The following is a 21,569-nucleotide window of genomic DNA, read 5'->3' as shown; positions in this document are numbered from 1 at the left end:
CCCGCGCAGCGGGTGACTCAGGACTGCGTCCTTCGCTAGGGCGGCGACAAGTCGCCGGTGTCGGTGCTGCGCACCTCCAAAGGAAGGCCCGTGCTGCGCACGGCAGTTCCGCGCAAGCGCGGAACCGTCCCTCTGCTGCGCGGCGGGACCGCATGAGCTGGGAATATGTCAACTCTGGTGTGGCGTCGTTCGGTTGAGTGTGGCTACTGTCACTGAATGGCCAGCAGGGAGGGGGTGGCCGACTCGGTGGGGAACGGTCCGGTGTGTGCGGGGTTTGAGCGTGTGTCGTTTTGGATTATTGCTGTCGTCGTCGCCTGATGCCTTTCCCTGGGTTCTGGCCTCAGGTATGGTACCGGCGGTACCCTCGGTACCATGTCGCAACCTAAAGCTATGAACCTGCGTTTCCCGGATCCGGCTCAGCGTGCCGCGATCGAAGCCGCCGCGAAGCAGGAGGGCGTGAGCCTGCAGGAGTACATCCTGTCCGCCGCGTACGCGCGCGCCACTGCCGTGGAAGCGCGATTCCTTGAAGCGTTCAGGGAATCGATGTCCCTCAGCGGTGAGGCGTTCGCCGCTGAGGCCAGCGCTGGCGACCCCAGCGGGGAGCAGCGTGCCGCGGAGCTGGAGGCACGGCACGATCTTGACGGGCAGCAGGAGCGGGGTCACGCCGCGTGACACAGAACGAGCCGCTCCATCCGCTCGACGTGACCTTCCTTCTGCACGCCGCTGAGCTGCTGCCGGGTGATCCCCAGGTGGATGACTACGGCACTCTCTACGCCGCGGTGGCCCGGGTCAACGCCCGTGCGTTGGAGCGTGACATCTACGGCTCTCTGCACCTCAAGGCTGCGGCGCTGCTCCAGACGTTGGTGCGGCTGCCAGGTCTGGAGCACTCGAACGAGGCCTACGCGTGGCACTGCGCGCAGGCCTATCTGGCCTTGAACGGGTGCCGGCTGGACTACCTGCCGAAGGAGGCGGTCACTCTGGTCCAGAGCGCGGCGTCCGGCACGATGGGCGTCGGCCTGATCGGCCGCCAACTGCGGGCGTGGAGCGTCTCCTGACCTATTGATGGTCGGTGTGAGAATGACGTGGCTATTCGTCACTCCCGTCAGCACCAGTACTTCACGACCTGTCAGCGTGAACTACCAGGTCACTGGGGCTACACCACTGACAACCAGCTGCTGAATCTCCGCTGACACTCCCCCACAGACCATCACCCTCCTCGCTTGCCCGGCTCACGGTCCGGTCCCCGACGTAGCCCGGGTGCCCTTCCGGGACGGGAGTAAGGCGAAGACGTTGGAGGAGTGACCAGGAAGGTGCGGCGCGCGGAAACTGCCGGAAACGCTGCCGAAGAATGCGGGCCCGAACCGACACTACTGCGATGTGGTCTGGCGGGGAATCTGATCTTGGACAAAGGTCAGCCTTCCGGTCACTCTCCCCTGGGCGTGAAAATGATGCCTTCGGTACATCACACACCCGGGGAGCGGAATGGCTACCGACAGCAGCAAGATCATCGCCGTTGGTATCGCGCTGGGCACCGTGGCTTGGCAGTTGGACGAACCGACTGGAGGTCTGTCGTGGGTCGGCCTCACCGTCCTCCTCACCGCCGCATGGCTCTACGACGTCGCCGCCGCGAGTCGGACCGCAGCGGCGGCGGACCTGAGAGCCGCGGCAGACAACGCCCCTGGGATGATCGGCGCCCCTACCCGGGCCTACAGCAGGAGGAGCGAAAACGACGGCGAGGTCCGCACCGGGTGGGCGGTTCCGCTCCGGACCGGTGGTATCTACTTCTTCACACTGAGCGGAGCCCGACAGTATCCGCCGTCAGAGATAGCCAAGATCGACCGAAGCCTTCCGTACGGACGAGTCCAGGTCACCACTGTCAGCGGCTTCCGGCCCATCATCGTGATCGAGGTCCAGGACTGGAACACCGAAGCCTGGAGCCATCTCGACGCCAAGGCCGCCACTCCGAACCTGGACTAACACGCGCACCCGCCTGATCGACAGCTCGGTGGTGTCAGTGGACGTGGACCTTCACAAGCTTTGCGGCGCGAGTGCGGCTTCCGGGTGATGGTCGGCGTGAGAATGACGTGGCTATTCGTCACTCGTGTCAGCACCAGTACGTCACGGCCTGTCAGTGTGAACTACCAGGTCGCTGGGACTACACCGCTGACAACCAGCCGCCGAATCTCCGCTGACACTCCCCCGCAGACCATCACGTGGAGAAGGCGAGGCGCAGCCGGGTGTCGATCGCAGTCCCGGCGGTGCCAGCCTCGGTCCCGACACCGGGTAGAGGCAGCAGGACACGATCGGTGCGGTGCTGGGACCGGAAGGACTCCCGCAGTGGCTTGGCGCCGGCGGACAGTTCGCGGTCCAGGGACCGGCGCAGCGGGCTGCGGGGGTTGTCGATTCCGCCTTTGAGAGTCATGCGGGGCCGTCTTTCAGCAGACGCGCCGCCGGAGGTGGCGCGGTGGAAGTGGTCACGGAACGGACGGTAGGAACCGGGTCTGACACCGTGTCGCCCGCAAGGAGTAGCTGGCGGTATCCGCAGTTCAGCGGTTCACCGGATCGTGTGGTCCGAGGCCCTGGCCGCTACCGGATTCGGGGGTGGATACGCGTTGCCACGCTGCACCTCACAGCCTCACAGCCTCACAGCGCGACGCGTCTAGCTGGGGAAATGGCCTGTGAGCCTCATGGGTGACAGCGGTCTGTGAAGCTGCGGAGCACCTCTACGCTCCTCGCCATGAGCAGCGAGACAGTCATCGTCCAGGTGGACCCGAACGAGTTGCCGGTCGACAGCTTCACAGACTCCGACATCGCCAGGATCGAGATGGTGGCGGCGGCTGAGAGCCGTGCGACGGCCTACGGGGGCTTCGCGCTGATGGTAGGCGAGGACCTGGCGCAGGCCGGCGACTACGTGCGCCAGGCGGCGCACCTCGAGGACTCGGTGAACACCCTGTTCATGAGGGCTGCGGTGATCGCCGAGCGGATCCGGGGGACCAGCTGGGAGGTCATCGGCGAAGCAGTCCGCATGAGCGCGGCTGAGGCAGAGAAGAAGTGGGCGGACGTCGAAGCGCGGTGGCGCCGTGCCAGCCGAGCCGACAACCTTTACCGGAGGAAGCCCGGCGCGTACGCTGCGGCGGCTGATCGGTACATCGCCACGGACAAGCCCTACCAGTTCAGCACTGCCACGCGCCGACCCCTGTCCGCCTCGTTGGACGCGGCCGCACACCTCACCGGCCGCGACGTCGCCGCAGCTGACCATGCGTTCGCCGGCGCATCGTCCTGCACGCACTGCTCCCACTGACCCCCGCGACACTGACAAATGCCTCGCTCCCCGGCAGATGCAATGCCGGGGAGCGAGGCACCGTCACCAGGCAGCTATCCGAGCCAGATGATGGTGAGGACGGACAAGCGGCGCAGGGGCCGGTTCAAAGGGACTCGTTGAAGAGCCTGTCAGGATCCTGGACCAGGTCCTTGATCCGTTCGAAGTCGTGGCCGTGGAAGAACTCGAAGGTCCGGCCTCCGAGGACGTGCCCATTCAGCACGAGGTGGAGCGATTGGAGGAGGCAGACTCCAAGGTGTACGCCTTGCTCCTCGTTCCGATCGGGGCGGACACCCATCCGTCGACCAGCCCGAGCCCCCAGTTCTGGCCCTGAATCTCATAGTTCCTGATCTGGTTCTCTGGCTTTCCGCTGGACCCCACCTTCACCGCGGTGTCCGTGCCTTGGAAACCGAGGACGTACATGCGGCCACCGCTTTCGCCTGACTGAGTCAGCTCCTGGCACAGACGCTCGCGCACCATCCAGGAGGTCAGGAAGATCTCTTCACGATCGTGGCCCCACGGGGGCTTCGCCCCGGTTTGCAGGGCTGCTATCGCCTTGGCACGGACGACTTCAGGGCCGCCGATCTCACGGATCCGCTCTGCTCTCAGTGCGTCGCTGTAGGCCTTGCTACGTAACATCCCGCCAGCGTCGCATCCCGCACTGACAGTCCCTCCTGCATGTATCTGGCTCAGCAGTCACGGGACGAGGCGCGAGGCGGGCTCGGGCGACGCGGCCCACGGCGGGGCCGCACGGCGCGGCAGCACCCAGTCAACGGCCGAAGGGCGGCTGGAGAGCGACGGCGGGCGGGGCGCGGCAAGCGGAAGGGGGCTACGACAGCAGACCTCACGGACGGCGCGGCGAGGCCGCAGGGCCGGGCCCGGCGCGAGGCGGAGGACGGCTGCGGGCGCGGAGGGGTCACTGCAGGCAAGCGGCGGGAGCAGGCGAGCAGCCGCCCGGCCGTCGGGCGGCGCCGCGCGGCGGGCGGCGGAACGGCGCGGGCGGCCGCGGCCGGCTCGGGCGCGACGGCGGCCGCGGGGCCGGCCGCGGGCGGAAGAAGCGGCGGCGCGACGGCCCGGACGCCACAGCCGGCTCGGTCGCGGCGGCGGATGGCGCGCGGCCGACGACAGGGCCGAGGCGGCCGGGGCGGCCGGGGCGGCCGGGGCGCGACTGATAGTCGGTGTGAGAATGACGTGGCTACTCGTCACTCGTGTCAGCACCAGTACGTCACGGCCTGTCAGCGTGAACTACCAGGTCACTAGGCCGTGTTTTAGATCGGGGTTCCGGTCCACGCCTTGCGCCGTGATGATCATGGCGTGGGGCGTGGGGATCTTTCTGATGAGCAGTGGTCGGTGCTGGAGTCGTTGCTGCCTGCGGCAGGTGTGAGCCGCAGGTCCGGGAACCGGCGGCGGTTGGTCGATGGAGTTCGGTGGCGGGTACGGACGGGTGTTCCATGGCGTGATCTGCCGTGCGAGTACGGGCCTTGGCAGACCGTTTACGGGCTCTTTCGCCGCTGGCAGCGTGAGGGTGTGTGGGCCAGGATTCTCACCTTGCTGCAGGCGAGGGCTGATGCGGCCGGGCTGATCACGTGGGAGGTGAACGTCGACTCCACGGTCTGCCGGGCCCATCAGCACGCGGCTGGTGCCCGCCGGGACGGGGCAGGGCAGAAGGAGCCCCCGGGAGGGGTCGGGACCGAACCGGAGGACCATGGGCTGGGCCGGTCGCGGGGCGGGTTCTCCACGAAGATCCATCTGGCCTGTGAGCAGGGCCAGAAGCCGCTGTCGTTGCTGGTCACGGCAGGTCAGCGGGGTGACAGTCCGCAGTTCGAGCCGGTCCTGGAAGCGATCCGGGTGCCCAGGGTCGGCGGTGGTCGTCCCAGGCGCAGGCCACTGCGGGTGCGTGGTGACAAGGCGTACTCCTCGCGCGCCAACCGTGCTTATCTGCGCAGACGCGGGATCCGCTGCACCATCGCCGAGCCGGCCGACCAGGTCCGCAACCGCAAGCGCCGCGGCCGGGCCGGTGGCCGGCCGCCGGCCTTCGACCGGGAGGACTACAAGGCCCGCCACGCGGTCGAGTGCGGGATCAGCCGCCTCAAGCAGCACAGGGCTGTCGCGACCCGCTATGACAAGCTCGCCGTCCGGTTCGAGGCGGCCGTCCAGATCGCGGCGATCCACCAGTGGCTGTGAACCGGCGGCCTGCCGATACGGCCGTGCCATGCTGATCACGGCATTGGGCAGCACATCTTCGGGGAGGGCTTCGGTGGCCGCCAGGTACTACTGCGCCGACAGCGAGAACGGTGACCACGTCGACGACCCGTCCGAGGACGCGCTGTTCATGCTGATCGACGACCTGAACGACTCGGACAACACGTTCGTCGTGATCCAGCCGGACCAGGACGACCCCGTCTGGTTTGCCTCCGTCGCCGTCCCGGACGAGGGCGGATACGAGGTTGTCCGCCGCGACACCGCCCGCCGCGAACACGACGTGACCGTCGAGACCAGTAACGACCGCATCGCGGGCGACCTCACCAAGTGGCTGGCCGCCCGCGCTACCTAAAACACGGCCTAGGGCTACACCACTGACAACCAGCCGCCGAATCTCCACTGACACTCCCCCACAGACCATCAGGAGGTGTTGGCGTGACACCTGCAGGGAGATTGCCTCGAGCCGGGAATCGGTCGGGTGATCGTCGTAAATGGTCACGGGCGCCACCCTCCCTAGCCACAGCGTGAATGTGCTGCGCCTGGGACGGTACAGGGCGCCGATTCGTCGCGGGCAGATTACCGGCGTCCCTGGATCCGGCAGAACAAGGTGCCCTTCTGCCGCAGCTCGCCGATCCGCCGCTGCTGCCAGTCGTTGCAGCGGCTGGCCGCCGCTGCACGAGCGCGCCGGCCTGCTGCACGAGCAGCAACCCAGTAGCAGCCGAGGCAGCAGCGCCTATATCTGTTCCGGGGTGGTCATGCCCGGGGCCTGATGGTGATGGTGAGCTCGACCTGGTCGTGGCCGGCAAGCTGGTCGGTGCCTGCGGTGTCGGCGAGAGCCTGGGTGTCGGTGTGCAGGACGGCCGTGATCATGGGGGCGGGCCGGTCGTCGAGAGCGAGAGCGAGCGGCCGGGCGGTGCCCTTGGCGATCCAGCCGAGGTGGAGTTCGTTGTGCTCGACCCGGATGGCGTTCGGGTCTGTCGGGTTGTCGTGGTCGCGGACGAGGTCGAGGACAGTTCCGGCGGGGAGCCGGGCGAGGTACTCCTCGCTGTAGGTGTGCCGGATGCCGCGCAGGGGGGTGGTGAACGTTCCTCGGCCGCTGAGGATGGTCTTCTGGACGGTGTGGGGGCTGCGCCGCTCGGCGCTGCGGATGAGCAGGGCCGCGACGTTGGGGGTGGTGATGGCGGTGATCTCGTCGGTGGTCAGGTCGCTGAGCCAGCCGGTGAAGTCGGAGAAGGACGGCTCGGGTACGGGGCAGCGTGCGGCCAGGTCGATGGCCGCGCGGCGCTGGTCGATGCCCAGGCTGGCGGCGTAGCAGGCGGGGGCGGTGTCGACGCCGTACTTGAGCATGGCGGGGAGGGCGGCGAGCGCGCCTTCGGGCATGATGCCGTGGCGGGTCTCCAGGATCTGGAGGATCGCCGAGACGGTCCAGGCGAGGTCCTGGACGATCACCTTGTCGATGTACGCCGAGGTGACGGTGATGTCCTTGGCGCCGAGAGCTTCCCGGTGGCTGGTGTGGATCTCCTGGAGCGTCTGGCCGAAGATCCAGCCAGTGGCGAGTGGGACGACGGCTTCGATCGGCTGGTTCTTCGCGGTGGCACTGCGACGGAGTTCCTGGATTGTGGTGGCGGCGGTCAAGACGGTGTGCCGCAGCACCGGCCAGCCTGCGTGGCCGAGGAGATCCGGGTACGTGGTGAGGGCGAGCGCGATCTCTTCCGCGGCGGTGATCGCATCGAGGCCGCCTTGCAGGCTCAGCCCGGTGCGCAGGACCGCCGCGCGGGCGGCCGGATCTGGCAGTTGGCGGGCGAGTGCGGCAACGCGACGGGCGGCGAACCGGGCGAGCGGCTTAAGGGACCACTCCTGGGCACCGATCTGGTGGCCGCCCAGGGTGTGCGCGAGCAGGTCGTTTGCCGCGTCCTCCAGGACCTGCTGGTCGGGAGTGTCTACGACTTCTTCGGCGAGCATCGTCAGGAGCTGGAGATCGAGCGCCTGCGCCCAGTCGGTGAGTTCTTCCTGCTCTGGGTCGGGCAGTTCGATGTCCGTCAGGTTCTGTCCCGGGGTGGGGCGGGCGCCCAGTCTCGTGATGACGAGGCGGTGGTAGAGCGCGCCGATGGTGGACAAGACGGGTTCGATGTTGCCCTTGTCGAGGTAACGGCGCCGTAGCTTTCGGGCGTCTTCGGCGTTCTTGGCGATGAGGACGACGTGGCCCTCGGTCTCCTGGAAGGCCCGTCCGGCTCGGCCGGCGGCGTTCCAGAACTCGCGGACGGGGATCTGTGTCTTGTTGCGCGAGGTGCTGTGGACCAGGACGGTCTTGACCGGCAGGTTCATGCCCTGGGAGAGGGTGCTGGTGGCGCACAGCACGCGCAGGGTGCCGTTGCGGTAGGCGCGCTCCAGGAGGTGGCGGACGGCTTGGGGGACCGTGCCGTGGTGGTAGGCGAGGCCTTGGAGCACCATCACGGTGAGCTCGTGCTCCTCACCGAGGTGCTCGGCGATCCGTTCCGAGAGCTCCCAGCGTTGATCTCGCAGGTTGCGCGCCTGCCAGCTGGCGGCGGGGTCTGCACCGAGTACGGGGGGGTCGGCCTTCTTCAGTGCCGTTTGCAGGGCGCGCGCGGCGGCCTGCGCGTAAGTCGGCTGCGTTGCGGAGATCAGGACCGGGCCGAGGCGTTCGAAGTGCAACGCCAGGCCGGCTGCGACGTCCTTGGCCTCGCGCGGGGACAGCCGGGTGCGGTTGAGGTGGCGGGTTAGGACCCGGGGGACGAAGAAGTCGTTCTCCTGGGCGGTGCCGTACTGGATGCCGCCGCTCTGCCCGTCCTTTTCCTGGCCCCACCAGGAGAAAATCCCGGTGCGGAGCTGGGAGGGTGACCAGCTGGTCTCCGCGTGGTTGGTGCCGTCGGCAGTGGGCTCCAGCCAGCGGGCGATGTCCTCGCCATTGGGCAGGACTGCGGACAGCAGGACGATCCGCGCCAGCGGGGTGGTCCGGCGGATCCGGGTGAGGACCATCTCCAGGCGCAGCCCGCGCGCGGACCGGTCGATGGAGTGTCCCTCGTCGACGAGGACCAGGCGCAGCCGGCTGGCGAGGTCAGGGGTGTTGCGCAGCAGCAGGTCGAGCTTCTCGGTGGTGACGACGAGGACGTCGGTGAAGTCCAGGAGCTGGTTCTCGTAGCGGACGTGTTCGGCGCCGCCGAACAGGGAGGAGACGCGCAGGCCGACCAGTTCGAGGCTGGCGGCGAGGTGCCGCTCGACCTGGGCGGCGAGCGCGCGGGTGGGCACCACGTACACGGCCAGCGGCGGGTCCATGAAGCGCAGGAGCAGCCCGAGGGGGCTGTCGTCGGCCTCGCCGGTGTCGGCGAGGGCGTGGAGGATGGCCCACTCGGCGATGTGGGTTTTGCCCGCGGAGGTGGGCATGGTGACCGTGAGGTTGTGGGCCGGTGCGTCGAGGAGTCCGGCGTCCAGGGCGGTGCGCTGGGAGGGCCAGACCTGGGTGAGCGGGCGGTCGGAGACGATCAGGGCCTTGAGGTAGCGCTCCCAGGTCCTCGACCAGCTGGAGGCGCGGCGCAGCAGGAGCCACGGGGAGGTCGCGACGATGTCCTCGACGGCGTGGGCGAGGGAGTCCACCAGGGTCCAGGTGTCCACGACGGAGGCCTGGAGGAGGATCGACGCGGCCTGCTTCAGGTCGCTGATCGCGGCGCGTCCGGCTGTGCGGTTGCCGGTGCGCCACAGTGCGGCCAGGGAGCGCGCCGCGCGGCCGACCAGGCCGTAGGCGGCCAGCACGGCAAGGTCCGCCTGCTCGGCCCGGCCGGCGGTGAGTGCGGCGGTGAGCTCGCGGCCAAGGCGCGGCAGTTCGCTGGCTGCGGCGGCGCCGAGCCGGGCGACGGTGTCGATGTCGCGCCGTAGGACCGCGCCGGCGGCGTCAGCGATCCGGTACGGGGCGGCCGCGGTCAGAGCGTCGGTGTCGGGCATGTCCCCGTGGGAGAACAGCTCCCCGACTTCTTGCTGGAAGGTGCGGGCGATGGCAGTGGCGTTGGCCTGGTAGCCGGCCAGACTCCACATCGTCGCTGAGATCGCCAGCAGCTCGATCCGGGGCTCCGGCCCGTTCGCCCGCGCGGCCAGGTCGGCGTAGGCCTGGGCGATGTCCGGCAGCGGCCCCGGCTCCGCGCGGCGCTCCCGCGGGGTGCGGGCCAGCTGCCCGAGCCGGGCGAGTGAGAGGCCGCGGCGCAGCGCGTCGGGGTCGTAGGTGTAGTCGGCTGTCCCTTCGGTGCTGATCTGCTCGGCCAGGACGTGGGAGCGCAGTTGTCCGCGCAGGGACGCGGTCGCCTCTCCTGTGGCCAGTGCCTCTTCGCCGAGACGCCGTACGGTCCCGTCGTCGTCCCTCACGCTGTTCCCGCCGTTCCGCTGTCTTTGCCGCTGCTGCTGGAGGTGGTGCTGCTGGGGGCGGTCTCGGCCGCGTCGTAGACGCGGCCGACGAACTCCTTGAGATCGTCGATCTTGACGACGGTCAGCTCGGTGCGCTGGGTCACCTTCGCGCCCAGCCCGGCCACGATGTCCTCTTTCCATGACTTGGCGTCGTGGACGAAGAGCATGTGCCGCTCCACCTGGCGCCGTCCCGGCTCGCGCAGCAGCGCGCCGAGCCGGCGCGCGAGGAACACCTGCCCGCGGTCGTTGCATCGCGCCATGAGGAAGTGGATGCTCTCGTCCAGCCTGTCCAGAACCTTCTCCAGGCTGTCGTATGCCTCGGTCCCCACCCGGTTGTCCCGGGAGGCTCGGGTCTTCACCTCCGGCACGGCGATCGCCGGAGGGTCCTGCCGGAAGCGGAACGCCAGCACGTCCGTGCCTTGCACGGCCTGCGCCGGGGTCTGCTTGTAGCGCAGCTTCAGGACCGGAACGCACCACCGGCGCACCCTGCGGTAGAGGGCGCCGGTGATGATCTCCCCGAAGTCCCCGTGGCGGATCTTGCGGTCCACGGGAAACTTGTTCCTCCGCAGGTAGCCCGCGACCTCTGGGGCGCCCAGGTCGTCGAAGACGTTGGCGAGCTCGCCGGGGACCAGGTAGTTGCGCATCACCTCGTGGCCCAGCCGTTCGACAAGCTCGTCGTCCTCGATCAGCCCGCCGTCGGCGAGCAGCTGGTACTCCAGCAGCCCGTCCGGCTGTTCCACGTCCTGCGGCTTGAGCCACTTGTCGAACACGCGCCCTTGCCCTCCCCCTGGGTGCACACCTGGTCGGCGAACCCACTGGGCCAAGGCTAGGCCAGCACGTGCCGCCGGCCTCCATCCCGGGATGCCGGCGGCCGCCGAAGTGCTGGGGCAGGGACCGGGGCGGGAGGGCTGGAAGGTTCTACTGGGTGGTGGTGTCGTCGCAGACCGGCTTAGGGGGCGCCTTCGCGATCACGCCGCGCCAGTAGGCGGCTTCCCCGGCCGTCCCCCGGTGTGCGGGCTCGATCAGGGTGGAGAACGTCGTCGTCCCCGTGCGCGCTTCCAGGTCGCCGGGGCCGATCGCGATCACGTAGTGCTCCCCTGGCTTCATCATCACCTCGCGGTTGGAGGTGGCCACCTTGAAGGAGCCGGGCGTCCCGTCGGGCTCGACGCGCTGGGACACCCCGATGCTCGGGGCGAACGTCCCCTTCATCGTCTCCACGATCCGTACCGGCGTCGTGACGAGCTCGGGGTTCTCGGTGCCGACGGCCTGCGGATCGTGAACGGGCTCGCCAACGGCTTCCACCACGGCGATGCCCTGCGCGCCGGTCGCCACCTCGGCGTCCGTGCCGCCCGACGGGGTCCCGCACAAGCTCTCCGTGTGCGACGTTCCGCTGCTCTCCCAGGCGTACCAGCCGCCGCTGCCGAGGAGGACGGCGGCAGTGGTCCCGGCCAGCGCCCACGTCTTCACGTTCATGATCAGCCCCACAGCTTGGAGTAGTTGGCTCGGTCGACGTCCTGAGGGCGATCGAAGTATTCGTGGGCGGTCGGCCATATCAGCGACCGTACGTAGCCCGGGCCGCCTGCGTCCGACTTGTGGCACAGTCCCAGGGCGTGGCCCAGCTCGTGTGCCGCGATCTGCCGGCGCTTGGTGGGGCTGGCGTTCTTCATCGCTGCGGTGTTGAAGCGGATGTAGTCGGTCTGGCCGGGGCCTCCACGGTAGTTCCACTTCGCGGCCGCGTGGTCCTTCGGGTCGTTGTAGTCCACGAACTCGAGGTCGTTGACGGTGGTCGCCGAGTCCGGGGCCAGCCTGATCGTGTGGGCGGTGTACTGCCACGCCTTGATGGCGTGCTTGTACGCGTCGGCGTAAGCCGTGTTCGCGGTCCATCTGATCTCGCCGTCGTCCACCGAGCTGCGCGACCGCGACTCGGACTCGCCCCTGACGCACGGCGCGGCAGCGACGGCCGCCGCAGGGGGCGGGGCGGTCAGGAGCAGGGCTGCGGCCACCGATAAGCCCGCGGACAGGCGCTTCATCCGCTCTACGGTAGGGCTCCGGATGGCGGGGATGACCGTTTCCTCTCCCCGAGCAGCGGGGGATCCTCAGACTGGGCAGCCCCATAATTCGAACATGTTCGATTTAGTGCGGGTTTGCGCGTACGGTCGTACGGCTCTTCCGCCCCCGTAGTTCCTGCAGGTCCACTTCCGGCCGACGGGCTCCTGGCGTCGGTCAAACCGCCGGGCATGGGCGCGGACGGCCGCTTCGGCCGCGCGGGATTGTGATCCGGGCTGCGTCCGTGCTGGAGAGCGCGCGCCGGTTGAATTTGCGGCGATCAGCGGGGCTGCCGCGCAATCCGGCCCCGGGTGCCGGAAAGCCGCCCCTTCCCGCACCCTGTTGTGCTGCCATACCAGGATGACTGACACACGGTTTCCCCGGCTGAGGTACAACTCCGAGGCCTGGCTCGCGGCGCGGGACAGGATGGTCGAAATCATCAAGGAGTGGGCAGTCGAAGGGCGGACCGATTTCTACAGCACGCTCAGCGAGCTGCTGAGGGAGTCACACTTCTCGGTGCCGCCCCGTGGCACGCTGATGAGCAACCTCCTTGCGGCAGCCTGCCGAGTGGAGGAGAACAGAGGGGCCCCGGTGATGCTGACCGCCATCGTGGTGAACAAGCGCACGGGACGGCCCTCCGACCAATTCCAGGCGCTCGCAGAGACGGAACCGTTCCTGCGCGGGGACGTACCGAACTGGACATGGGAGAAGGAGAAGGCCGCGGTATTCGCGCACTACGGACGATGACACCACCTCGGCTACAGGCCGGGCGGCAATGTGCGGCCGTCTTGGCCTCGGCGCCCCACCGTCGGCCGATCGAGGGCTTCCCTCGCTGCCGACGAAACGCCTGCTCGCCTTCATGGGTGAGCAGGCGGACGGCATGACGGTCATGGCGACTCCAAGGGTGGCCCAACCGGAGTTCAGCCGAGGATCCCGACGAGGCGACCTCTTTCCCTGACAGGTCCGTGAGGCCCATTGTCAGTGGTCACTTCTAACCTCATAGGTGACATTCGACCTATAGAGGATGTGTTGGCCCGTATGGCACATTTCGTCGACTTCAATAGTCCTGGCACCGACGACTGGATCGTCGAGGGATGGGCCAGGGCGAAGCTGCGGGCGCAGGACCCCAGCCGGGTGTTCGGGTACGTCGTGAGCACCGTTCGCGAGCAGTACGTGATGATCATGGGTGTACTGGAGCAGGCCGTCGATCATCTGACGCCCTCCGAGATCTCGGCACAGCTCGCCGCGCGAGGCACCGACCTCCGCCCTGGTGTGGTGGCGCAGCGTCTTCGGGCTCTGCAGGACACCTTCTTGGCTGTCTCGGGGCAGCCGGACAACGAGATCGAGCGGTGGCAGGAGTTGAACGGCGCGCGGTGGCGCTACGCCGCGACGGCGCAGGGGCGCCGGGTGCAGCGGCTGTGGACCCTGCTGGCGTCGGAGGGAGTCGTTCAGCGGGAGATCCCCTTGGATGGGCTGGCTCGTATGCGTGAGGCGCTGGACGGCCTGCTGGGGACGGGGGCGGGGCCGGAGGCGACGTCGAAGCTGGCGGGACAGGTCTTCGTGGAGCACGACCAGCTGGATGCGTCGCTGGTGGGCCAGGCCGACATGCTGGCCGGTCTTGCCGACCGGTTCGACCTGGACTCGAAGGACACGGCCGAGCTGAAGCAGCTCATCGTGGCGTACGCGACCCATGTGGTCGTCCATCTGGACCGGGAAGTGGTCGCCATCCACGGACAGCTTCTGCGGCTGCGCCCCCGGTTCGCCGAGCTGGCGGTGGCATGCGGGGCGCAGTCCCGTGCGGGTGCCCTCGTCGCGCGGGGAGTCCTGGCACCTGCTCGTGGGGCGCAGGGGCAGGACTGGGAACAACTGCTGAGCTGGTTCGCGCCGGCGACGGGCCGGGCTGCGAGGTTCGGGCTGCAGCTGGTGCGGGCGATTCCGATGATGCACGCGAATCTGCGGCGGCAGCAGAGCGTGGCGGGGCCTGGGACGTTGCGTGCGAAGGCGCTGGCGCTGGCGGCCGGGTGCCGAGATCCACGGTGGGGCGAGGCGCTGTTCAGGGCGTCGCTGGCCGACCGGCCGTGGGTGAAGTTGCATACCTGTGCGGAGGGTGAGGACGGCGAGGTCGTCTCCTGGCATGAGGGGCCGCGGGTTCCGGCTCTGGCGATGCTGAGGTCGAGCGGGCAGAGCAGTCCGAGGGGGACGGTGTCGCCGCGGCGGGATCGTGCCGAGGCGGCTCGGGAGGTCGCTTTGGCGACGGAGCGGCGCGAGGCCGAGCAGCGTATGGCGGTGGCGGAGGTGCTCTCGGGTGTGGCACCGCTGTCGGATCGTGCGTGCCGGATGGCTTTGCGGGCGGTGATGGCGGCGGCGCGGGGTGTGGACGTGGAGGGGACGCGCACCGGCCGGGCGGGTGGGGTGGGCTGCACGCTGACGGCGCAGGAGGGTGCGCTGGGGAGGGTGGAGGGGGTGAGCTGGTCGGTGCTGATCCCGGGACGGCAGGTCGCCTTCAGCCCGGAGGCGTCCCTGGGTGCGCTGGTGCCGGCGGGGCGCGGCGAGGTGGACGTGCTGGCGGTCAGTCTGGAGGCGGTGGCATGAGTCCGATCGCGGGAGCGGGTCACGGGGGCGACGAGGAGGAGGTCGTTCCGCAGCTGGCCCGGTTCTTGAAGACGCACGCGTGGCTGGTCGGCGGGCGGGACGATGTGGTCATCGAGGCGGTGCACCGCCACCGGGTGGCGCTGCGCGAGGTGCTGGCGGCGGTCGGGTGTGTGCTGTCGGTGGAGCCTGATCTGGTGCGGGTGCACAATCCGGCCCCGCCGCTGGCCGCGCGTATTCCTGAGGGTGACTCGCCGCGGGGTGTGTGGTTCTGGCTCACGGTCAGTGCGCTGGAGTCCTTGCCGCCCAGGGTCAGGCTGGGGCAGGTGGCTGCGGCAGCACGGGCGGCGGCTGCCGAGACCGAATATTCCGTCACGCAGTCGGGTGCGGAACTGGCGGCGTTCGCGGCCGCCTTGCGTCGGCTGTGTGACTGCGGGCTGCTGGAGGAGCTCGAGGGTCGTGTCGAGGCCCTGCTGGAGGGTGAGGCGGATCCCCCGGTGCTGTTGAAGGTCCACCATGCCCGGCTGGTGCATGTACTGCCCAGAGGTGTGCCTGTCGACGAGTGCGGCCAGTGGTCCACCGACCCGGCCGAGGACCCCGAGGGGTGGCTGGCGGACCTGCCGCGGCCTGCGGATCCCGGGGTCAGGGTCTGCGCGATGCTCGCCGATCAGGCGGTGGTGCATGTCTGCGATCTGGACGAGGACGAGTTGCGGTGGCTCAGCGACAAAGGTCCTGTGCACGGCGCGGAGGTCGCCGCGGCATTCGACCTGGCCCTGGAGCACCGGTTGGAGGGGGCGGCATTCGTGATGCCGCAAGAGAGCTACGACGAGCGGGTATCGGGGCGGTTTCGCTTTCCGAACCGCCGGCGCAGCAGTGCGGGAACGGTGCGGCACGCCGCTTTGCTGCTCGTCGATGCGCTGACCGCGGAAGGGGAGCGGGGAGGAGCTTTGGCGCCGGGGGTGGGATGGTGCGGCGCGTCGAAGAGCTGGGTGGTACGCCGGCTGGGCGAGATGGCTGTGCAACACCCCTGGTGGAGCAAGGATCTGCGGGCTGATCTGCCGCGTCTGGCCGACGATGTTCGCGGGGTGCTGGAGCCGGAGGCGGACCTGCTGCGGGTGGTGGGCGGCTACGAGGACTGGTGGTGGCTCTCGCCCGCCGCGGCGCGGTGGACGGTTCTGCCGGAGGAGCAGCCCGTTCCTGGTATCGGGGTGAAGGAGTCGGTGCGGTGAATCCGGTGGACGGAATCGAGCGGTGGTGGCGCCGCTGGCATCTGATCGGCGCCGGCGTGGACAACGTCTGGCACTACACGCGCGAGGTACTCCCCTGTCCTTCGGGACGGTGGCTGGCCCGCGGCCCCAACGGAACGGGCAAGACGACCCTGTTGGAAGGGCTCTGCCCGTTTCTGCTGGATCCCGCCCATCATCAGTTGAGCTCGGCGTCGGGGCGGGCCACGAGCCTGGTGTCTTTGATGAAGGGCGGCGCTGTCGGCAGACGGCGCATCGGGTGCATGTGGATCAGCTTCGCTCCGCCCGGGGATCCGTCGAGTGGTGACGCGGACGCGGGAGAGCAGCACTACGGACTGCGCCTGGAATACGCCCAGAGCAGCAACAGCGTGGAGACGATTCCCTTCCGCCTACCGGTCGTTCCGGGGCAGGACGGCAGCGACCTGTCCACGATGGGCGGCGATGACTTCTGCGGATGGGTTGCGGAACAGGGCGGTGAGGTCTTCCCGTCGACCGAGGCCTACGTCGCGGATCTCGCCCAGCGGATCTTCGGCTGCGGCCCGGACACGCTCAAGCAGATCGCCCGGCGGATCAAGAAGGTCCGCAACCCCGGGCTGCTGTCGGGGCTGACCCCGGCCGATGCCGCTGCCGAGCTGCGCAAGGTGCTGCCCACGGTGAGCCCGGCGGTGGTGAAGGCGACCCAGGAGGCGCTCGCTGCCGCGGAGGCGACCCGCCAACGCTACGAGCGGGACGCCAAGACCGCCCAGGTCCTGGAGGAACTGGGCGCCGCCTGGTCGCATGCGGTCGGCCGGATCAGCATGGAAGCCATCGACCTCGCGATCGCCTCTACCAGTGCCCTGGAGGAGAACCGGACCGGGGTGGAGAGTGCGCGTACGAACGCCGAGGTGTGTGCCCGGGCCCTGGCCGAGCTGCAGCACCTGATCCGGGACCTCACGGCCAGGGAACGGGAAGCCGACGGCCGGGCACAGGCCTTGGCCCGTGATGTCGCCGCCAGCGACGTGGCTCGCGCTCAGAACGAGGCCACGCATCTTCAGGCGGGTCACGAGAAGGACTGCGAGATTCTGGCGGCCCGGGTGGAGGCGGCCGCACGCGCCACCGGCGATGTCCAGAACGCGACGGATGCCGTATCGGACCTCATGGAGGAAGTGGCGCGCGCCTGCCGCCGCGCGCAGCTACCAGCGGCCTTCGCCGCCCCGGTGACCGTGCAGCGCACCGAGCCGCCGCCGCTCCTCATCGGTGAGCGGTGCTTCGCACCGGTCGTGCACCTGGCCGTGACCGTCGACGAGCCGGCTGCCGAGCAGATCGCGGAACAGCTGTCGCAGACCCGGACCCGGCTTGAGCGGCGTGGTGAGGAAGCCACTGCGACGGCGCTGGCCTACGCGGACGTGGAAAGGCTGGAGGAAGAGAGTCTGCGGGCCCGCCAGCTCGCCGATGTTGCCGCCGACACGGCGCAGGGGGCGACTGCCCGCCACCAGGTCACTCTCGGGCACGTCCAGGTGCGCGTCGTCGCTTTGTCTGCCCGTGTTGAAGCCTGGGCTCAGACCGTGCGCGACCGATGCCGCACCCCTGGCCTGAACGTCGGGGTGATCAGCGCCGACGCCCGTGAATGGGCCGGTGTCCAGGAGTGCGCCCGCGTGATCCACGACGCCGGCCGGCTCGCCCAGCAGGTGGCCGTCGCAGCCGAGACCGGAAGCGTGTACGCGCGCTCCCGTGCGGACCACCACACCGGCAGAGCAGAGCAGGCCCGGCAGGCCGCCGAGGAGGCGGCCGGGCGGGCCCTGCGTCTGAGTTCGGGTGAGCTGCTGCCGCTGCCCGGCCCCGCGTGGCGTACCGGATCCGACGACGAGCAGGCGTTCGCCTGCGCCGTCGGCTGGAAGCCCGGAGCTTCGGTCGGTGCGGTCCGCGATGTGGCCGAGGCGGTGATGGCCGCTGCCGGTCTGCTGTCCGCCGAACTCACCTCCCTCGGTGCGGCCGCGCAGGGCCGCTGGCTGGTCCGTCCGTACGGCCCGGCGCTGCCCGCGCAGCAGTCTCTGGCCGCGATTGTGCAGGCCGTGCCCGGCCATCCTCTGGAGGAGGTCGCGGCTCGCGTCCTGGAACGCGTCGCTTACCTGCCCAGCGCCACCGGAGCGGAAGCTGACCGGGTTCCGGCAGGTCTCGTCGTGGGCGCGGACGGCACATTCCGCGCCGGCCCGATGGCCGGGCGGTTGCCGTTGGACAGCGGGGTGGTACCGGAGGCCTCGCACATCGGCGCCACGGCCCGGCAGGCAGCCGCTCTGCGCGCGGCAGTAGCGGCACAGGCTGAGTGCGACCGCTGGCAGCGGGCCGGCTCCCGCCATGTGCGCGCCGCGCACATGATGGCCCAGTTCGCCGACACCGTTCAGGAGCTCGCCGCCCGGTTTCCCCGGGATGCGGTGACCGAGGCCGATCGCGCGGAGACGACACGGGCCGAGGCCTCGCGTGCCGCGCACGCGGCATGCGCCCATGCCGCGCAGCAGGACCGGCTCGCCCAGGACAAGGAGTCCTCCCACCGCGGGCTGCTGGGCCGGTGGCGTACCACCGCGGTGACTTTGGGGTTGCCCGACACCATCCTCGCGGTACGGGAGGAGGCACGCTTGGCCGGTATTCGCGCCGCGTCCGTAGGCGAGGCCTCAGACCTTGTGGAGGGCATCGGCCGTCTGCTTGATGAGGTCTGCTCTGCGACCGGCCGAGCGAGTGGTGCCTCGGAGCAGGCACAACGGGCTGTCCGAGAGGCTCAGGCCAGCTACGTGGCCGTCCTCAGTTGCCTGGCCGCGCTGGAGACCTGTCGGCAGCGCAGTGGCATGGACGAACTGGCACTGTTGGAGGCGGCCGACGCAGCCCGGGAAGCCCACGAGGGCATCCGTCAGGATTTGGACGAGGCACAGTCCCGGCTGGCGGATGTCTCGACCCGGGCAGGGGCAGCGCAGCAGGCCGAGCAGGATGCAGCACGGCGTCTGCAGGAGGCCGGGCCGGCGGCCGGGGACGCCTTGGCTCGTATGCGTCAGCTATTGGGCTTCGACGGGGTGCAGGAGCTCCTCGGGTGTCCGCCTCGCAAGGAGGACGAGGCCGAGTGCGGAGAGGGCACCGGATGGCTCTCCGAGCTCCGTACCCGGCTCGCGAACCTTCCTGCTGCGGGCTCACCGTTGGAGGACTGTGCCGCGGCTGCGCGGGCGCATCTCGCTGGCGAAGACGACGACTGGCAGCTCGGGCACGGGCACGTCCCCGACGGGCTGCCCGCCCATCAGCTGACGCTGGCCGGACGCAGAGGGATGTCCCCGCCTGCGGCCGCGAGGGAAGCGGCACTGCGTCTGGCATCGGCTCGGGCCGCCTACGACACCGCCGAGGACCAGGCCCTCGAGCAGTTCGTCCTCGGCTGTATCCCGACCGCCATCGGCACCGCGTGGGTCGATCTCCACGACTGGGTCAAAGACGTCAACACGCAGATGAAACTCGCGGCCGCATCGTCCGGCGTCGGCGTGCAGCTCAAAGTCGACCTCGCCCCCAACTTGACTCCTTCGCGTGCCCTCATCCACGACCTCACCTGCAACATCGGTGATGCCGAGCGCACACCCGAACAACAGCACAGTGTGGGACAGGAGCTGCTGGCCGTCATGCGCCACGGTGAGGACGGCGGCAGCACCGACCGTGCCACGCGTCTGGCCGAAGCCATCGACATCCGCAACTGGGTCACCGTCAAATACATGATCAGCCGGGCAGACGGCACGACCGAGCAGTGGGGTGCAAGGCAGACGACGATCTCCGGCGGTGAGAGCAGGCTCATCGTGCTGGCCCCCATGCTCGCCGCGTTGTCGGCGGAGTACCGTCATCTGCCCGCCCACGCCCTGCGCCTGTGCGCGCTCGACGAAGTACCGGGTGAGGTCGACGAGCAAGGACGTGACGGCATCGCCGCGTACACCGCAAGCCTCGACCTGGACCTGATGTGCACCAGCCATCACTGGGACGGCTCCCCCGGCGCCTGGGATGGTGTCGACATCCACGACCTGACGAAGTCCTCGACTGGCATCATCATTGCCGAACCCATGCACCTCTACAGCCGTCGGCTCCTCGCCGCCACCGGCCAACTCCCCGCTCAGACGGAGCGCCTGACAGACCAGCCGGCGGCGAGATGACCACCACACCGTCGGCGTGCCCCCGGCTGTGGTGCCCAGAGGGAGCCTGCCGCAACTCCAGACTCGACACCCTGCTCATCCCCGACGCCCAGTGGCTGTGGGAGCAGATTGCCGACAGGGCCGACAAGCGCGGCGATCCGCACCTGGCCAGCGGCAGCACAGTGATCACCGCCCCTGACGCAGCGGTACGGCGAGCGGCGGTCCGCGGACTGACCGGCAGCCGCGTCCTCGCCCCCGGGGAACGTCGCAGGATCAGCTTGGACGAGCTGGCGCTGCGTCTGCGACGCCATGGGGCACACCTGACGCCCGGAGCCGTTGCCGCGCACGCGGTAGGCCGCTCGCTCGGCCGCACCGCCGGCGACAAGGCACGGCAGGCTGCCCGCATCGCCGGACTGCGGAAGCTGCGGGCGCGCCTGGCCGCAGCGCTGCCCGCCGCTGCACCGGTACGGCCTGCGGACGAGGGGTGGGGGGAACTGCACCGCACAGGACGGGTGGCCCGCATCCTCCAGCACCCCACACCCGAGCAACTCCTGACAGCAGCAGCCGAAGTACTGCGGCTTCTGCCCCGTCACGGCCGGATCGACCGCCGTGTCCTGGCCCACCGGGCAGTCGGCGACCCGCACGCACTGGACGCGGGCACCGAACTGGCCGGACTCGTCCTGGCCGAAGCAGCGACCGCCTCGATCACCCGCACCGGCATACCCCCGCGCCAGGCCTGGAACCGGCTCGGTATCGACCTCGACTCCCTCGGCGGAGGACTGCTCAGCCTCGGTGTCCACCCCGACGGCTGGTCCGTACCCGCCCGGCACCCCCTTGTCCTGCCCCCTTTCACCCTTGCTGCCACCACCTGGCCCTCCCCCACCGGCCAGGGCGACGTCTGGGTGTTCGTGACCGAAAACCCGTCGGTCGTCGCGGCAGCGCTCGCCCTGCCGACAGGCATCCCCGTGCGGATGCTGTGCACCGTCGGGACCCCCTCGGCCGCCGAACTCCACGCCCTCACATGCATCGCAACCAGCGGCTGGCGCATCGCGGTGCGCGCCGACTTCGACAGCGCTGGAATCCAGCACGTACGCGCTGTCCTCGACGCCGTTCCCGGCGCGCAGCCCTGGCGCATGAACGCGGAGTCGTACACCAGGAGCCTTCATCCCGACCCGCTCTACGGCACTGAGCTGGACCTCGCCCGCCTGCCAGACACCGAGTGGGACCCCACTCTGCAAGCCGCCATGCATGCCTGTGGCCGCCCCGCCTATGAAGAAGCTCTCCTCGACCAGCTTGTGGAAGATCTGCGCCACGGACACCCGCCGCTGTAGCGCAGCGGGTGTCAGGTCATGGTCGGCGTGAGAATGACGTGGCTGTTCGTCACTGGCGTCAGCAGTGACGGGCGTGAAGAGGGCCAGCCCCGGCCATGCACCCTGTGTCGGCGGCGATCCCCGCTCCCGCATAGTGCAGCGGCCACAGGCCCTTTGGGGTTGGGACCACGTGGGGGGGGGCGCGCCCCCCGCCCCCCCCCCGCCCCCCCCCCCCCCCCCCGCCCCCCGGCATAGCCGGGGGTGGGGGAAGAGTGTTATATGGGGTGTTGTTTTAGGTGGTGGGGCGGGGAATAAAAAAAAG

17 protein-coding genes are annotated in these 21,569 nt (G+C 69.5%); 11 read left to right on the top strand and 6 right to left on the bottom strand.

Going from position 1 to position 21,569, the window contains the following annotated elements:
* Nucleotides 1–390 precede the first annotated feature (390 nt).
* From ACIPXC_RS34170 to ACIPXC_RS34160, 3 genes are all read left to right on the top strand, one after another.
* The gene (locus ACIPXC_RS34170) at nucleotides 391–672 is read left to right on the top strand and encodes a DUF1778 domain-containing protein (RefSeq protein ID WP_401626160.1); all 282 of its coding nucleotides are present in this window, start codon (nucleotides 391–393) and stop codon (nucleotides 670–672) included.
* Nucleotides 669–1,055 carry a fic family toxin-antitoxin system, toxin component gene (locus ACIPXC_RS34165; RefSeq protein WP_401626157.1) on the top strand — a complete coding sequence of 129 codons (387 nt, stop codon included), beginning with the start codon at nucleotides 669–671 and terminating at the stop codon, nucleotides 1,053–1,055. Before ACIPXC_RS34170 ends, ACIPXC_RS34165 begins: the two co-directional genes overlap by 4 nt.
* A 427-nt stretch (nucleotides 1,056–1,482) precedes the next feature.
* On the top strand, nucleotides 1,483–1,977 hold the full coding sequence (locus tag ACIPXC_RS34160) for a hypothetical protein (RefSeq protein WP_401626154.1): 495 nt from the start codon (nucleotides 1,483–1,485) through the stop codon (nucleotides 1,975–1,977).
* 232 nt (nucleotides 1,978–2,209) lie between these two features.
* On the opposite strand, the gene ACIPXC_RS34155 is transcribed toward ACIPXC_RS34160, so the two are convergent.
* Nucleotides 2,210–2,422, bottom strand: a complete 213-nt coding sequence (locus tag ACIPXC_RS34155; RefSeq protein WP_401626151.1) for a hypothetical protein — start codon at nucleotides 2,420–2,422, stop codon at nucleotides 2,210–2,212.
* Between the two features lie 315 nt (nucleotides 2,423–2,737).
* Between ACIPXC_RS34155 and ACIPXC_RS34150 the strand changes: the two genes are divergently transcribed.
* Complete coding sequence (locus ACIPXC_RS34150) at nucleotides 2,738–3,301, top strand: hypothetical protein (protein ID WP_401626149.1); 564 nt, start codon at nucleotides 2,738–2,740, stop codon at nucleotides 3,299–3,301.
* Between the two features lie 234 nt (nucleotides 3,302–3,535).
* Here the strand turns inward: ACIPXC_RS34150 and ACIPXC_RS34145 are convergent, their stop codons facing one another.
* On the bottom strand, nucleotides 3,536–3,958 hold the full coding sequence (locus ACIPXC_RS34145; protein WP_401626146.1) for a hypothetical protein: 423 nt from the start codon (nucleotides 3,956–3,958) through the stop codon (nucleotides 3,536–3,538).
* 675 nt (nucleotides 3,959–4,633) lie between these two features.
* Here ACIPXC_RS34145 and ACIPXC_RS34140 point away from each other — a divergent pair.
* On the top strand, nucleotides 4,634–5,503 hold the full coding sequence (locus ACIPXC_RS34140; RefSeq protein WP_401626143.1) for an IS5 family transposase: 870 nt from the start codon (nucleotides 4,634–4,636) through the stop codon (nucleotides 5,501–5,503).
* A gap of 73 nt (nucleotides 5,504–5,576) precedes the next feature.
* Nucleotides 5,577–5,873: a hypothetical protein gene (locus ACIPXC_RS34135; protein WP_401626140.1), complete on the top strand. Its 297-nt coding sequence runs from the start codon at nucleotides 5,577–5,579 to the stop codon at nucleotides 5,871–5,873.
* Between the two features lie 401 nt (nucleotides 5,874–6,274).
* On the opposite strand, the gene ACIPXC_RS34130 is transcribed toward ACIPXC_RS34135, so the two are convergent.
* From ACIPXC_RS34130 to ACIPXC_RS34115, 4 genes are all read right to left on the bottom strand, one after another.
* A complete protein-coding gene (locus ACIPXC_RS34130) occupies nucleotides 6,275–9,892 on the bottom strand; it encodes a DEAD/DEAH box helicase (RefSeq protein ID WP_401626137.1) in 3,618 nt (1,205 codons plus the stop codon).
* Entirely contained in the window at nucleotides 9,889–10,701 is an 813-nt protein-coding gene (locus ACIPXC_RS34125) for a Hachiman antiphage defense system protein HamA (protein WP_401626134.1), read from the bottom strand. Before ACIPXC_RS34125 ends, ACIPXC_RS34130 begins: the two co-directional genes overlap by 4 nt.
* Nucleotides 10,702–10,849: 148 nt before the next feature.
* Nucleotides 10,850–11,404, bottom strand: coding sequence for a hypothetical protein (locus tag ACIPXC_RS34120; RefSeq protein WP_401626131.1), 555 nt, complete (start codon nucleotides 11,402–11,404; stop codon nucleotides 10,850–10,852).
* 2 nt (nucleotides 11,405–11,406) lie between these two features.
* Complete coding sequence (locus tag ACIPXC_RS34115) at nucleotides 11,407–11,961, bottom strand: hypothetical protein (RefSeq protein ID WP_401626128.1); 555 nt, start codon at nucleotides 11,959–11,961, stop codon at nucleotides 11,407–11,409.
* Nucleotides 11,962–12,337: 376 nt separating this feature from the next.
* On the opposite strand from ACIPXC_RS34115, the gene ACIPXC_RS34110 reads away from it, so the two are divergent.
* The 5 genes from ACIPXC_RS34110 (at nucleotide 12,338) to ACIPXC_RS34090 (ending at nucleotide 21,268) form a co-directional block, all read left to right on the top strand.
* Complete coding sequence (locus tag ACIPXC_RS34110) at nucleotides 12,338–12,724, top strand: hypothetical protein (protein ID WP_401626125.1); 387 nt, start codon at nucleotides 12,338–12,340, stop codon at nucleotides 12,722–12,724.
* Nucleotides 12,725–13,015: 291 nt separating this feature from the next.
* Nucleotides 13,016–14,569, top strand: a complete 1,554-nt coding sequence (locus tag ACIPXC_RS34105; protein ID WP_401626122.1) for a DUF2397 family protein — start codon at nucleotides 13,016–13,018, stop codon at nucleotides 14,567–14,569.
* Nucleotides 14,566–15,795, top strand: a complete 1,230-nt coding sequence (locus tag ACIPXC_RS34100) for a DUF2398 family protein (protein WP_401626119.1) — start codon at nucleotides 14,566–14,568, stop codon at nucleotides 15,793–15,795. Before ACIPXC_RS34105 ends, ACIPXC_RS34100 begins: the two co-directional genes overlap by 4 nt.
* Nucleotides 15,792–19,958: an SbcC/MukB-like Walker B domain-containing protein gene (locus ACIPXC_RS34095; protein ID WP_401626117.1), complete on the top strand. Its 4,167-nt coding sequence runs from the start codon at nucleotides 15,792–15,794 to the stop codon at nucleotides 19,956–19,958. Before ACIPXC_RS34100 ends, ACIPXC_RS34095 begins: the two co-directional genes overlap by 4 nt.
* On the top strand, nucleotides 19,955–21,268 hold the full coding sequence (locus ACIPXC_RS34090) for a DUF2399 domain-containing protein (protein WP_401626114.1): 1,314 nt from the start codon (nucleotides 19,955–19,957) through the stop codon (nucleotides 21,266–21,268). Before ACIPXC_RS34095 ends, ACIPXC_RS34090 begins: the two co-directional genes overlap by 4 nt.
* Nucleotides 21,269–21,569: the final 301 nt, after the last annotated feature.

The sequence above is a fragment of the Streptomyces sp. NPDC090021 genome, from assembly GCF_044748225.1.
In the GTDB taxonomy this organism is placed as follows: domain Bacteria; phylum Actinomycetota; class Actinomycetes; order Streptomycetales; family Streptomycetaceae; genus Streptomyces.
Note: the sequence above shows the minus strand (reverse complement) of the source record. Positions and strands in the feature narration are given on the sequence as shown.